This is a genomic window from Streptococcus oralis (genome assembly GCF_001579025.1).
GTDB lineage: Bacteria > Bacillota > Bacilli > Lactobacillales > Streptococcaceae > Streptococcus > Streptococcus oralis_X.
Window position 1 is genome coordinate 167434 of the sequence record NZ_KQ970235.1, and the last position, 13526, is coordinate 180959.

Here is a 13526-nt window from a genome sequence, read left to right on the forward strand (position 1 = left end):
AGCAGGGGAATGCAGAAAAAAATTATCGAGCAGCTGGAAACAGCTAGTCGGCTTTTAGAAGACTTGAGCCCAGATATTTACACACCTTCGCTGAGACAGTTGAAACAAGCCAGTCAAGATTTGCTGGCTGTTGCCAAGAGTAGTGGAGCTGGTGGTGGTGACTGTGGCATTGCCTTGAGTTTTGATGAGCAATCAACTGAAACCTTAAAAAACCGTTGGGCCGATCTGGGGATTGAGCTCTTATACCAAGAAAGGATAGGACATGACGATAAATCGTAAGGACGAGCATATCCGCTATGCCCTTGAGCAGAAAAGTTCCTATAATAGCTTTGATGAGGTGGAGTTGATTCATTCTTCCTTACCTCTTTACGATCTGGATGAGATTGATCTGTCTACAGAATTTGCAGGTCGAAAGTGGGACTTTCCTTTTTATATCAATGCCATGACAGGTGGAAGCGATAAGGGGAGAGAAATCAATCAAAAACTGGCTCAGGTGGCAGAAGCCTGTGGGATTTTGTTTGTAACGGGATCTTATAGCGCAGCCCTCAAGGATCCAACAGATGACTCTTTTTCTGTCAAATCTAGCCATCCAAATCTCCTCCTAGGAACCAATATTGGATTGGACAAATCTGTTGAGTTAGGGCTTCAGACTGTAGAAGAGATGAATCCTCTCCTCCTGCAGGTCCATGTTAATGTTATGCAGGAATTGCTCATGCCTGAGGGAGAACGAAAGTTCAGAAGCTGGCAATCGCATCTAGCAGATTATAGCAAGCAAATCCCTGTTCCCATCATTTTAAAGGAAGTCGGTTTTGGCATGGATGCTAAGACTATCGAGAGAGCCTATGAACTGGGGGTTCGAACCTTTGACCTGTCAGGTCGTGGTGGCACCAGTTTTGCCTATATCGAAAACCGTCGCAGTGGTCAGCGTGATTACCTCAATCAATGGGGGCAGTCTACTATGCAAGCCCTTCTTAATGCCCAAGACTGGAAAGACAAGGTTGAACTTTTGGTCAGTGGAGGTGTTCGGAACCCGCTTGATATGATTAAGTGTCTGGTCTTTGGCGCCAAGGCTGTGGGATTGTCACGAACCGTTCTGGAATTGGTTGAAACCTACTCGGTCGAGGAAGTGATTAGCATTGTCCAAGGATGGAAAGCAGATTTACGCTTGATTATGTGTGCTCTTAACTGTGCCACCATAGCTGATCTGCAAAAAGTAGACTACATTCTATATGGAAAACTAAAAGAAGCGAATGATCAGAAATAAGGAGGTCGGGACAAGAATCCCGCTCTTTTTTGTATCTCTTTGTCAACCGCTTTTTTCCATCCTCAGACGGATGCGTCTATTTTGAATTGTGATAAAATAGAAAAGAGAGGATGCAGATATGAAAAAAATTTCAAATCTTTTTATTTATTGAAGCCTGTCTGTTGACGGGAGCTCTGATTTTGATGGTATCAGAGCATTTTTCGCGTTTTCTGCTGATTCTGTTCCTCTTTTTGCTCTTACTGCGCTATTATACAGGTAAGGAGGGCAACAACGTTTTCCTCCTTGTGGCGACTATTCTTTTCTTTTTCATCGTCATGCTTAATCCCTTTGTGATTCTAGCGATCTTTGTAGCAGTCATATACAGTCTCTTTCTTCTTTACCCAATGATGAACCAAGAAAAAGAGGAGACTGACCTGGTTTTTGAAGAAGTCGTGACAGTAAAAAATGAACGCAATCCCTGGTTTGGTAATCTCCATCATTTCTCTAGCCATCAGACCTGCCAGTTTGACGATATCAACCTCTTTCGTCTCATGGGCAAGGACACCATTCATTTGGAAAGAGTTATTCTAACTAATCATGACAATGTCATTATCCTTAGAAAGATGGTCGGAACGACTAGAATTATAGTACCTGTAGATGTGGAAATCAGCCTCAGTGTCAACTGCCTCTATGGAGATCTTACCTTCCTTCATCAACCTAAGAAATCCCTTCGCAATGAACACTATCATCAGGAAACCAGGGACTATCTAAAGAGTAACAAGAGCGTCAAGATTTTCCTAACTACTATGGTTGGCGATGTGGAGGTGGTCAGAGGATGAAAAAGCAATCTTATCTGTTAATCGGCCTGACTTCTTTCCTCTTTATCCTCTTTTTGACCAATAGTCTACTTGATATTCTCAATCTTGATTGGTCCTATTCACTACAAGATATTGAGAAGGCAGAAAAACTCATCTTCTTGATTTTGGTCTTTAGCCTTTCCATGACCTTCTTTTTTGTCCTCTTTTGGCGGGTGATGGAAGAAATTTCTCGCAGAAAAATGCAGGTCAATCTCAAACGCTTGTTAGCAGGAAAAGAGGTCGTTTCTTTTGCAGATCCAGACTTGGACGCCAGTTTTAAGTCCTTGTCTGGCAAGCTCAACCTCTTGACAGAGGCTGTTCAAAAGGCTGAAAATCAAAGCCTGGTCAAGGAAGAAGCAATCATCGAGAAAGAACGGAAGCGGATAGCACGTGACTTACATGATACAGTTAGTCAGGAGTTGTTTGCAGCCCATATGATTTTATCAGGTGTCAGTCAGCAGGCTTTGAAGCTGGATAGAGAAAAGATGCAGACCCAGTTGCAAAGTGTCGCGGCCATCCTAGAGACAGCCCAGAAAGATTTGCGGGTCTTGCTCCTACATTTGCGACCTGTTGAGTTGGAAGAGAAGAGTTTGATTGAGGGGATTCAAATCCTCTTAAAAGAGCTTGAGGACAAGAGTGATCTCAAGGTTAGTCTCAAGCAAAATGTGTCTAAATTACCTAAGAAAATCGAGGAGCACATATTCCGTATTTTGCAGGAGTTGATCAGCAATACCCTCCGTCATGCCCAGGCATCTTGTTTAGATGTCTATCTCTATCAGACAGATGTTGAATTGCAGCTGAAGGTGGTGGACAATGGGATTGGTTTCCAGTTAGGGAGTTTAGATGACTTGAGTTATGGACTGCGAAATATTAAGGAGCGGGTTGAGGATATGGCAGGTACTGTTCAACTCTTGACAGCACCTAAGCAAGGACTAGCGGTCGATATCCGTATTCCCCTGCTAGACAAGGAATCATAAAGGAGTATAGATGAAAATTTTACTGGTAGATGACCATGAAATGGTCCGATTGGGTTTGAAAAGCTATTTTAATTTCCAAGACGATGTGGAAGTTGTGGGCGAGGCGGCCAATGGGTCTCAAGGTATTGACTTGGCCTTGGAATTGCGCCCAGATGTCATTGTCATGGATATTGTCATGCCTGAGATGAATGGGATTGATGCAACCTTGGCTATCCTCAAAGAATGGCCTGAAGCCAAGATTTTGATTGTGACCTCTTATCTAGACAATGAAAAAATCATGCCTGTCTTAAATGCTGGGGCTAGGGGCTATATGCTCAAGACTTCAAGTGCAGACGAATTACTGAACGCTGTTCGTAAGGTGGCTGCTGGAGAGCTTGCAATTGAACAAGAGGTCAGCAAGAAGGTCGAATACCACCGCAATCATATCGAACTTCATGAGGAATTGACTGTTCGTGAACGTGACGTGCTTCAACTGATTGCCAAGGGCTACGAAAATCAGCGCATTGCAGATGAACTCTTCATCTCTCTTAAGACGGTCAAGACCCATGTATCCAACATCCTAGCCAAGCTTGAGGTCAGCGATCGTACCCAGGCTGCGGTCTATGCCTTTCAACACCACTTGGTAGGGCAGGAGGACTTTTAGATGAGTCTTGCAGATATACTTGAGGAGCTAGAAGCGGGAAAAGACCCTGAGAAAGCAGGCCCAATGGAAGCCTATATGCGCTACCAATTTCCCTTTCTAGGTATTGCAGGTCCTGAAAGAAACGCCCTCTATAAAAAGTATTTTCCAAGCGCGAAAAAAACAAGAATTATCGATTGGGATTTTGTAGACACTTGCTGGGAAAAGGAGCCTAGAGAATACCAATATGTGGTTGCCAACTATTTGAAAGCCATGCAGTCTTATCTAACGAAGGATGATTTGCCTAAGCTTGAGCGTCTGGTCGTGACCAAGTCCTGGTGGGATACGGTAGATATCCTAGATCGAGTAGTAGGAAGTTTGGTGGCTAACCATCCGGAACTTGAAGAAGTGCTTTTAAAATGGAGCCTCTCAGACAATATCTGGTTGAGGCGAGTCGCTATTGACCACCAGTTGTTAAGGAAAGAAAAAACAAATGTCCAACTGATGGAAAAGATCCTGGTCAACAATCTGGACCAGACAGAATTTTTCATCACCAAAGCCATCGGCTGGGCTCTAAGAGACTACTCTAAAACCAATCCCGAATGGGTAGCACGTTTTATTGAAAAAAATAAGAAGAGAATGGCTGAACTTAGTATCAAGGAAGCGAGCAAGTACCTCTAGCACTATTGAAAAGCGCATTCATTACTTGAAAAAAGTCGCTATTATATGGTATAATGGACTGTATTAAAAATTTTAAGGAGAAATGACAGAATGTCTGTATCATTTGAAAACAAAGAAACAAACCGTGGTGTCTTGACTTTCACAATCTCTCAAGACCAAATCAAACCAGAATTGGACCGTGTATTTAACTCAGTAAAGAAAACTCTTAACGTTCCTGGTTTCCGTAAAGGTCACCTTCCACGCCCTATCTTCGACCAAAAATTTGGTGAAGAAGCTCTTTATCAAGATGCAATGAACGCACTTTTGCCAAACGCTTATGAAGCTGCAGTAAAAGAAGCTGGTCTTGAAGTGGTTGCGCAACCAAAAATTGACGTAACTTCAATGGAAAAAGGTCAAGACTGGGTTATCACAGCTGAAGTCGTGACAAAACCTGAAGTAAAATTGGGCGACTACAAAAACCTTGAAGTATCAGTTGATGTAGAAAAAGAAGTAACTGACGCTGACGTTGAAGAACGTATCGAACGCGAACGCAACAACTTGGCTGAATTGGTTATCAAAGAAGGCACTGCTGAAAATGGCGACACTGTTGTTATTGACTTCGTTGGTTCTATCGACGGTGTTGAATTTGACGGTGGGAAAGGTGAAAACTTCTCACTTGGACTTGGATCAGGTCAATTCATCCCTGGTTTTGAAGACCAATTGGTAGGACACTCAGCTGGTGAAACTGTTGACGTTGTCGTAACATTCCCAGAAGACTACCAAGCAGAAGACCTTGCAGGTAAAGAAGCGAAATTCGTGACAACTATCCACGAAGTTAAAGCAAAAGAAGTTCCAGCTCTTGATGATGAACTTGCAAAAGACATCGACGAAGAAGTTGAAACTCTTGCTGAATTGAAAGAAAAATACCGTAAGGAATTGGCTGCTGCAAAAGAAGAAGCATACAAAGATGCAGTAGAAGGTGCAGCAATCGATAAAGCTGTAGAAAACGCTGAAATCGTAGAACTTCCAGAAGAAATGATCCACGAAGAAGTTCACCGTTCAGTAAATGAATTCCTTGGAAACTTGCAACGTCAAGGTATTAACCCTGACATGTACTTCCAAATCACTGGAACTACTCAAGAAGACCTTCACAAACAATACGAAGCAGAAGCTGAGTCACGTACGAAGACTAACCTTGTTATCGAAGCAGTTGCCAAAGCTGAAGGATTTGACGCTTCAGAAGAAGAAATCCAAAAAGAAATCGAGCAATTGGCTGCAGACTACAACATGGAAGTTGCACAAGTACAAAACTTGCTTTCAGCTGATATGTTGAAACACGATATCACTATCAAAAAAGCTGTTGAATTGATTACAAGCACTGCAACAGTTAAATAATCTTAAAAGAGAAAAAGCCCACCTGCCTAGGTGGGCTTTCTGCTTGTCTATTTTCCAAAAATCTCTTTGAGGTCTGCATCTGTAATCCCGATCATAGCGGGAATACTATCCCAGTTTTCCTCAGTGAGGATGTAGGATTGTTCAGAGTCACTTGCTGTGGTAGTTTCAGAGAAGGCTTGTTTGCTTTCTTCAATATTAGTTTCAATTAAATCACTGAAACGCTCAATCAGATAGGTCTTGCGAGCAGTCCCGATATGCTTAACTGCATAGTCAAAGGCCTGTAATTCACCAAGAAGGATGAGCTTGCTCTTGGCCCGTGTAATGGCTGTATAGATGAGATTTCGCTCTAGCATGCGCTTGCTAGCACTGGTGATGGGCAGGATGACAACGGGAAACTCACTTCCCTGAGACTTATGGATACTCATGGCATAGGCTAGTCGAATCTTGTACCATTCGTTACGTGGGTAGATGACCTCATTGCCATCAAAATCAATGACAATCTCGTCTTGTTTGGACTCGGTGTATTTACCAGGAATCAGGTCTGTGATGTAGCCCAGGTCTCCGTTAAAGACATTGACTTCTGCATCGTTGACTAGGTGAATGACTTTGTCCCCTGTTCGATAGTGACACTGAGTTGCTTCAAAGCTAACTTGCCCCTTTTGCTGAGGATTGAGCAGGTCTTGCATGAGTTGGTTGATGGCGTCAATACCAGCAGTTCCTCGATACATAGGCGCTAGCACCTGAATATCTCGAGCCGGAATGCCACTTCTGAGGGCAACGCCGAGGATTTTCTCAATGGTAGCTGGGATATGGCCACTAGCAATTTCAAAGTAGGAGCGGTCTGCCTTTTTCTGGGTAAAGTCAGCTGGCAAGATGCCTTGTCGAATCTGACTAGCCAAGGTGACGATAGTTGATTCTTCACTCTGACGGTAAATCCGTTCCAAGCGGGTCTGCGGAATCAGGGGTATCTGGAGCAGGTCTGCAAGGACTTGTCCGGGACTAACAGAAGGCAACTGGTCACTGTCTCCCACGATGAGGATTTTACTGTTAGAGGAGATATTGGAGAAGAGTTGGTTAGCTAGCCAAGTATCCACCATAGAAAACTCATCCACGATGATGAAGTCGGCATCCAGATAATCTTCTAGATGACTGGTATCATCGTCTCCCGTCATCCCCAAATGACGGTGTATGGTCGCGCTAGGCAAACCTGTCAATTCATTCATGCGCCGAGCCGCTCGACCAGTTGGAGCTGCTAGAAGGATAGGCAGACTGCTTTTTTTCCTGAGGTCAAGTCCTTCTAAAAGGGCATAAACAGCGATAATTCCATTGATAACAGTCGTTTTACCAGTACCAGGTCCACCTGTTAGGATAAAGACCTTGTTCTGGATAGCGTCACAGATAGCCTGCTTTTGAATGTCATCGTACTGGATACCTAATTCTTGCTCGACAGTAGCGATATGTTTTTGAATGGTTTCTAGATCCTGAATTTGTTTCTTTCCTTTTTCAAGGATACGAACCAAGTGACTGCGAATGCCTTCTTCGGCGAAAAAGAGGCTGTTATCAAAGATTTTGGTATCAATCTGCTGAACCTTATCTTCTTCGATCAGATGAGATAATTCCTGAGCAACTTGGCTGGGATCGAGTTCCACGGGACGGGAAGACTCTAGGAGAGTCAGGGTTTGTTCCAGCAAATCTCGGGCTTCCATATAGGTATCGCCCGTATCCATACAGCCTTGAAAGAGACTGTGGACAAGACCAGCGCGGAAGCGCTCAGGAGCTTGACTTTCGATGCCTAGTTCGGCAGCTAATTGGTCAGCAATGGTAAAGCCCAAACCCTTGATATCCTCAACCAGTTGATAGGGATAATTTTCAACAATATCCAGCGTTTCTTCCTTGTAAAAATCTTGAATCTGAAAGGCTAGTTTATTGGGAATGCCGTAGTTAGCTAGTTTGGCTAAGACCATTTCTGTCCCATAGTTGAGACGGAGGGTAGAGAGGAAAGCCTCGCGATTTTTTGCAGAGAGTCCTGCAATACTTTCTAGCTTTTCAGGATGTTCCAGAATTTCGTCAATGGTATTCTCACCATAGCTATCGACGATTTTCTGAGCAGTTTTGAGACCAATCCCCTTGAAATGACTGCTAGAAAAGTATTTGACGAGGCCCTTGCTAGTTGGTTTTGCGCGTTCATAACGGTTGATCTGAAGCTGTTCCCCATACTTGGAGTGCTGAACGATTTGTCCCCAAAAAGTGTAATCTTCCCCTTCAATCACGTCCGCCATGGTTCCGGTGACGATGATTTCAAAATCGTCAAAGTCCTCCGCATTGGTATCTTCGATATCTAAGAGGAGGATGCGATAGAAATTACTGACATTTTCAAAAATAATGCGTTCAATGGTGCCTGAAAAATAAACTTCCATAGGTTTCCTTTACATGAGTTCGTGAGAGTTGTACCCTTAGCTTCTTTCAACAAGCTAGGAGACTAAAAGGTCTTCTTCTCGCAATAGAAAAAGAGGCTGAGACTTAGCATTCTCGGCCTCTTCCTTATCTTAAAAAGTTCCGATACGGTTAAGTGGCCAGAAACGGAATTTTGCTTCGCCTTTGATATCGCTGGCCTTGAAGGTACCAACGTGGCGGCTGTCGCTAGAGACTAGACGATCGTCACCAAGGAGAAGGTATTCGCCTTGAGGGACAGTAAAGCTGAAGCTGGTGTTGGAATTGACATCGACTGTAAAGGCCTGTGCCTTTTGAGCAAGTTCTCTAAAGTAAACTCCCTTATTGCCTTCAAATCCTTTTCCAGTATAGGTGTTTTGCAACTTTTCTGTTTTGAACAAGTTGAGATATTCAGTTAGGTAGGGTTCATCCGTCTCTTCACCGTTGATAAAGAGTTTGTCATTTTCATATCGGATGGTATCTCCTGGCATTCCTATAACGCGCTTGACGATATCTTTATTTCCGTCTTCCTCATGCGCAACCACGATATCGAAGCGGTCAATTGGGAGGTGTTTAACAACGAAGAGAACTTCTCCGTCAGCTAGGGTAGGGTCCATCGAGTGTCCTTCCACACGGACATTGCTCCAAAGAAAGATACGGCTAAGACCGACCAGTGCGATAATCAGGAAGAAAACTCCCCATTCTTTTAGAAATGTTTTAAACGAATTCATAATTTACCTTTCTAGAAGTGCTTTGGCTTTTTCAGTGTTTTTAAAATGTAGTTTGGCACAGAAGTTGAGCCCTTTCATGCCATAGGCCTGAAGGATTTTGCTAGCAACCTTATCAGATGCAGTTCCAGCGCCACTTGGCAGTTGATAGCCCAGTTCTCGTCCAAGATTTTCCAGGTTTTCGAGGAAGAGATTACGCGCGATGATGGAGCTAACCGCAACAGCCAGGTATTTTCCCTCGGCTTTTTCTTCCAAGCTAATCTTGTTTGGAAAACGGTTGGCTTCTTGCGCCAAGTATTTGTTATAGTTTTTAGGGCTTGTAAAGGCATCGATCACGATTTTCTCTGGCTGGACTCCTTTTTGAAGCAGGAGAAAGATAGCTTGGTTGTGAAGGGCCACCTTTACAGAAACAGCATTGTAACGCTCTCCGATAACTTCATTATACTTGTTCGGTGAAAGGAGGAGCGCTTGATGTGGAATCTTTTCCTTGAGGATAGGGGCAATCTGACGAATCTTTTGGTCTGTCAGAGTCTTGGAATCCCCCACACCGAGTTTTCGTAAGAAGTCATGCTGGTCAGGTGTCACAAAGGAAGCCACAACAGCCAGCCCGCCAAAGTAGGAACCATTTCCCACCTCATCAGTTCCAATCATAGGAAAATCTTGTCCACTGGTTTCCTCTACAACCTGATAGCCAAAGAAACTGGCGTATTGCCCAGCAGCTTCGCCTTGCAGGAGGACTTTTCCAGAAGTATAGATGGAAACTGTTGCCTGAGGCAGTCTCAAAAAATAGCGAATATAAGGATTTTTACTAGGACTGAGAGCCTTCTGATACTGACTCAAAAAGCTCTGAATTTCCTGTTCACTTGGTGTGAGTGTGATACTTGCCATAGTCTCTATTGTACCACAAAAGCAGGAGAATTGGTAAAAACTGACAAAGTTAGCGAAATTTGGTATAATATCGTGAGGTGAATTTTATGGCAAATCTAAATCGATATAAGTTTACATTCGGGAAAAAGACATTAACCTTAACAACCGAGCATGACAACCTCTTTATGGAGGAAATTGCCAAGGTTGCGACTGAAAAATACCAAGCAATTAAAGAACAAATGCCTGGGGCGGATGATGAGACCATTGCGCTTCTTTTGGCGGTCAACTGTCTGTCTACACAGCTCAATCGTGAAATTGAATTTGATGATAAGGAGCAAGAGTTGTTAGAACTCCGTCACAAGTTGATTGCTGTAAAACAAGAACAGAGCAAGATTGAGGACTCCCTATGATTTCAATCCTACTCTTATTGGTTCTTGCTTGGGGCTTTTACATCGGCTACCGTAGAGGTTTGGTGCTGCAAGTTTATTATTTCCTCGTTGCAGTGATTTCAGCCTTTGTTGCGGGACAGTTTTATAAATCGCTGGGAGATTACTTCCACTTGCTTGTCCCTTATGCCAATCCTCAGGAAGGACAGGGCACCTTTTTCTTCCCTTCAGACCAGCTGTTTCACCTAGACAAGGTCTTTTATGCGGGTCTCGCCTACCTTCTAGTTTTTGGGATTTGTTACAGTATCGGACGTTTTATCGGTTTGTTCCTACACTTGATTCCAACTAAAAAGCTCGATGTCAAATGGTTTCGTATCGGAGCAGGCCTATTGTCGCTATTGGTAACCTTATTTGTCTTGCAAATGGCTCTGACCATCCTTGCAACAGTGCCTCTGGCAGTCATTCAAAATTCACTCGAAAGAAGTATAGTAGCCAAACATATCATCCAAAGTGTCCCTTTTACGACAAACCTTATCAAACAACTTTGGGTGACAAATTTAATCGGATAAAAAGGGCGGGATTTTTCCTAGCCCTTTGTTTACAGATTGGACGACTAGGTCAAAAAACCTAGTTGCTATAATCTTGTAAACCAGCATACAAGGAAAAAATATGAATACAAAAATACTAGAAACCTTAGAATTCAATAAAATCAAAGCCTTGTTTGAACCGCATCTCTTGACAGAACAAGGCCTAGAGGAGCTAAAAGGCTTGGCTCCAACTGCTAAGGTGGATAAGATCAAACAAGCCTTTACAGAGATGGAGGAAATGCAAGCTCTATTTGTGGAGCAACCTCACTTTACCATCCTAGCGACACGTGAGATATCAGCTGTCTGCAAGCGTCTGGAGATGGGGGCAGACCTCAATATTGAGGAGTTCCTGCTCCTCAAACGGGTCTTGCTGGCTAGCAGAGAGTTGCAAGGATTTTATACCAATCTCGAAAACGTACGCTTGGAACAGTTGGCGAGATGGTTTGAAAAACTGCATGAGTTTCCACACTTGCAAGGAAGTCTTCAAGCTCTAAATGATGCAGGATTTATCGAGAATTTTGCCAGTGAAGAGCTAGCACGCATCCGTCGGAAAATCCATGATAGCGAGAGTCAAGTTCGAGATGTCTTGCAAGACTTACTCAAGCAAAAAGCGCAGATGTTGACGGAAGGCATAATTGCTAGCAGAAATGGCCGTCAAGTCTTACCAGTCAAGAACACCTATCGCAATAAGATTACGGGTGTTGTCCATGACATCTCTGCTAGTGGGAATACGGTTTATATCGAGCCACGTGAGGTGGTCAAGCTGAGCGAAGAAATCGCCAGCCTGCGAGCAGACGAACGCTATGAGATGATTCGTATCCTGCAGGAACTATCAGAACGGGTCCGTCCTCATGCTGCTGAGATTGCTAATGACGCTTGGATTATCGGCCATCTGGATCTGATTCGTGCCAAGGTACGTTTCATCCAAGAAAGACAAGCAGTTGTTCCTCAACTTTCAGAGAATCAAGAGATTCAACTCCTTCATGTTCGCCATCCTTTGGTCAAAAATGCTGTCGCGAACGATATACACTTTGGTAAGGAATTAACGGCTATTGTCATTACAGGTCCCAATACTGGTGGGAAGACCATCATGCTCAAAACCCTGGGCTTGACTCAACTCATGGCCCAGTCAGGCTTGCCCATCTTAGCTGATAAGGGGAGCCGTGTCGGTATTTTCGAAGAAATCTTCGCAGATATTGGGGATGAGCAGTCTATTGAGCAAAGCTTGTCTACCTTCTCCAGCCACATGACCAATATCGTAGATATTCTTGGCAAGGTCAACCAACACTCGCTTTTATTACTAGATGAGCTTGGCGCAGGTACCGATCCGCAGGAAGGAGCAGCCCTTGCTATGGCCATTTTGGAGGATCTTCGTCTGCGTCAGGTTAAGACCATGGCGACGACCCACTATCCAGAACTCAAGGCCTACGGTATTGAGACAGCCTTTGTGCAAAATGCCAGCATGGAGTTTGATACAGCCAGCTTGCGTCCGACCTATCGCTTTATGCAGGGCGTTCCTGGTCGAAGCAATGCCTTTGAAATTGCCAAACGCCTAGGCTTGTCAGATGTCATCGTTAGGGATGCCAGCCAGCAGGTCAACCAAGATAATGACGTTAACCGTATCATTGAACAATTGGAAGAGCAAACACTTGAAAGTCGTAAACGCTTGGACAATATCCGTGAGGTGGAGCAAGAAAACCTCAAGATGAACCGAGCACTCAAAAAACTTTACAACGAGCTCAATCGTGAAAAGGAAACTGAGCTCAACAAGGCGCGTGAACAAGCTGCTGAGATTGTGGAACTAGCGCTAAGTGAGAGTGACCAGATCCTGAAAAATCTCCATAGCAAGTCTCAACTCAAACCCCACGAAATCATTGAAGCCAAGGCTGAGCTGAAAAAACTGGCTCCTGAAAAAGTCGACTTATCTAAAAACAAGGTCCTTCAAAAGGCCAAGAAAAAACGAGCTCCAAAGGTGGGAGATGACATTGTGGTCCTCAGTTATGGTCAACGTGGAACCTTGACCAATCAGCTTAAGGACGGCCGCTGGGAAGCCCAAGTCGGTTTGATCAAGATGACCTTGGAAGAGAAAGAATTTGACCTTGTTCAGGCTCAACAAGAAGCCCCAGTCAAGAAAAAACAAGTCAATGTCGTCAAACGTGCTTCTGGACGTGGTCCACAAGCAAGACTGGATCTCCGAGGCAAACGTTATGAAGAAGCCATGAATGAGCTGGACGCCTTTATTGACCAAGCCCTGCTTAATAATATGGCTCAGGTAGACATCATCCACGGTATCGGAACGGGAGTCATCCGTGAAGGAGTTACCAAATACCTGCAAAGAAACAAGCATGTCAAGAGTTTCGGCTATGCTCCTCAGAATGCTGGGGGCAGTGGTGCAACCATTGTGACCTTTAAAGGTTAGAAAAAAAGAGTGCTCCTCTTTTTTTGAAAAAGAAGTGAAAACCCATCTTTTTTCAAATAATATATTGACAAAAGCTAACTTTTCTTGTAAAATAATAAAAAATTAAATACCAACACCGAATGAAGTTTAATAGAAGTGGAGAAAGGTTTGTTTTCCATGACTGTAAATGGACGGAACTCTGGAGAGACCGTAAAGGCACCGAAGGGGCAAGGCAGGAAACTGCTCAAACTCTCAGGTAAAAGGACAGAGCTAAGATAGACCGCTTTTTGGCATTTATCTAGGCATTCCAGAGTACATGTATCTTGCATGTGCTCTTTCTTTTGGGGTTGAAAAGATAGGAGTAGGACATGTTAGAATT

At 43.7% G+C, this 13526-nt stretch carries 12 protein-coding genes, 1 pseudogene and 1 riboswitch; of the genes and pseudogenes, 10 read left to right on the forward strand and 3 right to left on the reverse strand.

What is annotated here, in order from left to right; all coding sequences use genetic code 11:
* The 7 genes and pseudogenes from SORDD27_RS10055 to tig all read left to right on the forward strand — a co-directional run.
* A pseudogene (locus SORDD27_RS10055) lies at positions 1–279 on the forward strand (phosphomevalonate kinase); the annotation flags it as partial.
* Entirely contained in the window at positions 263–1264 is a 1002-nt protein-coding gene (gene fni / locus SORDD27_RS00745; protein WP_061426767.1) for a type 2 isopentenyl-diphosphate Delta-isomerase, read from the forward strand. The pseudogene SORDD27_RS10055 and the gene fni, both read left to right, overlap by 17 nt.
* A 134-nt stretch (positions 1265–1398) precedes the next feature.
* Positions 1399–2082, forward strand: a complete 684-nt coding sequence (liaF, locus tag SORDD27_RS00750) for a cell wall-active antibiotics response protein LiaF (protein WP_061426769.1) — start codon at positions 1399–1401, stop codon at positions 2080–2082.
* Positions 2079–3077 (forward strand): envelope stress sensor histidine kinase LiaS, encoded by a 999-nt coding sequence (locus SORDD27_RS00755; RefSeq protein WP_061426770.1) that lies wholly within the window; start codon positions 2079–2081, stop codon positions 3075–3077. Before liaF ends, SORDD27_RS00755 begins: the two co-directional genes overlap by 4 nt.
* 10 nt (positions 3078–3087) lie before the next feature.
* Positions 3088–3720, forward strand: coding sequence for a response regulator transcription factor (locus SORDD27_RS00760; protein WP_061426773.1), 633 nt, complete (start codon positions 3088–3090; stop codon positions 3718–3720).
* On the forward strand, positions 3721–4377 hold the full coding sequence (locus SORDD27_RS00765; RefSeq protein ID WP_061426775.1) for a DNA alkylation repair protein: 657 nt from the start codon (positions 3721–3723) through the stop codon (positions 4375–4377). It begins immediately after the preceding gene.
* 90 nt (positions 4378–4467) lie between these two features.
* Positions 4468–5751 carry a trigger factor gene (tig, locus tag SORDD27_RS00770; RefSeq protein ID WP_061426776.1) on the forward strand — a complete coding sequence of 428 codons (1284 nt, stop codon included), beginning with the start codon at positions 4468–4470 and terminating at the stop codon, positions 5749–5751.
* A 47-nt stretch (positions 5752–5798) separates the two neighbouring features.
* On the opposite strand, the gene recD2 is transcribed toward tig, so the two are convergent.
* From recD2 to rnhC, 3 genes are all read right to left on the reverse strand, one after another.
* Positions 5799–8168, reverse strand: a complete 2370-nt coding sequence (gene recD2, locus SORDD27_RS00775; protein ID WP_061426778.1) for an SF1B family DNA helicase RecD2 — start codon at positions 8166–8168, stop codon at positions 5799–5801.
* A 129-nt stretch (positions 8169–8297) separates the two neighbouring features.
* On the reverse strand, positions 8298–8912 hold the full coding sequence (lepB, locus tag SORDD27_RS00780) for a signal peptidase I (RefSeq protein ID WP_061426780.1): 615 nt from the start codon (positions 8910–8912) through the stop codon (positions 8298–8300).
* A 3-nt stretch (positions 8913–8915) separates the two neighbouring features.
* On the reverse strand, positions 8916–9797 hold the full coding sequence (gene rnhC, locus SORDD27_RS00785; RefSeq protein WP_061426782.1) for a ribonuclease HIII: 882 nt from the start codon (positions 9795–9797) through the stop codon (positions 8916–8918).
* Between the two features lie 86 nt (positions 9798–9883).
* Here rnhC and zapA point away from each other — a divergent pair, with 86 nt between their 5' ends.
* From zapA to SORDD27_RS00800, 3 genes are all read left to right on the forward strand, one after another.
* The gene (gene zapA, locus SORDD27_RS00790; protein WP_000002028.1) at positions 9884–10186 is read left to right on the forward strand and encodes a cell division protein ZapA; all 303 of its coding nucleotides are present in this window, start codon (positions 9884–9886) and stop codon (positions 10184–10186) included.
* Positions 10183–10731, forward strand: a complete 549-nt coding sequence (locus SORDD27_RS00795; protein ID WP_061426784.1) for a CvpA family protein — start codon at positions 10183–10185, stop codon at positions 10729–10731. The genes zapA and SORDD27_RS00795 overlap by 4 nt, the downstream gene beginning before the upstream one ends.
* 100 nt (positions 10732–10831) lie before the next feature.
* The gene (locus SORDD27_RS00800) at positions 10832–13168 is read left to right on the forward strand and encodes an endonuclease MutS2 (RefSeq protein WP_061426786.1); all 2337 of its coding nucleotides are present in this window, start codon (positions 10832–10834) and stop codon (positions 13166–13168) included.
* Between the two features lie 168 nt (positions 13169–13336).
* A riboswitch (glycine riboswitch) is annotated at positions 13337–13425 on the forward strand.
* Positions 13426–13526: the final 101 nt, after the last annotated feature.

Coding starts and splice junctions, on each gene's coding strand:
- fni (WP_061426767.1), top strand. CDS start 263: ATGACGATAAATCGTAAGGACGAGCATATCCGCTATGCCCTTGAGCAG.
- SORDD27_RS00755 (WP_061426770.1), top strand. CDS start 2,079: ATGAAAAAGCAATCTTATCTGTTAATCGGCCTGACTTCTTTCCTCTTT.
- SORDD27_RS00760 (WP_061426773.1), top strand. CDS start 3,088: ATGAAAATTTTACTGGTAGATGACCATGAAATGGTCCGATTGGGTTTG.
- SORDD27_RS00765 (WP_061426775.1), top strand. CDS start 3,721: ATGAGTCTTGCAGATATACTTGAGGAGCTAGAAGCGGGAAAAGACCCT.
- tig (WP_061426776.1), top strand. CDS start 4,468: ATGTCTGTATCATTTGAAAACAAAGAAACAAACCGTGGTGTCTTGACT.
- recD2 (WP_061426778.1), bottom strand. CDS start 8,168: ATGGAAGTTTATTTTTCAGGCACCATTGAACGCATTATTTTTGAAAAT.
- lepB (WP_061426780.1), bottom strand. CDS start 8,912: ATGAATTCGTTTAAAACATTTCTAAAAGAATGGGGAGTTTTCTTCCTG.
- rnhC (WP_061426782.1), bottom strand. CDS start 9,797: ATGGCAAGTATCACACTCACACCAAGTGAACAGGAAATTCAGAGCTTT.
- zapA (WP_000002028.1), top strand. CDS start 9,884: ATGGCAAATCTAAATCGATATAAGTTTACATTCGGGAAAAAGACATTA.
- SORDD27_RS00795 (WP_061426784.1), top strand. CDS start 10,183: ATGATTTCAATCCTACTCTTATTGGTTCTTGCTTGGGGCTTTTACATC.
- SORDD27_RS00800 (WP_061426786.1), top strand. CDS start 10,832: ATGAATACAAAAATACTAGAAACCTTAGAATTCAATAAAATCAAAGCC.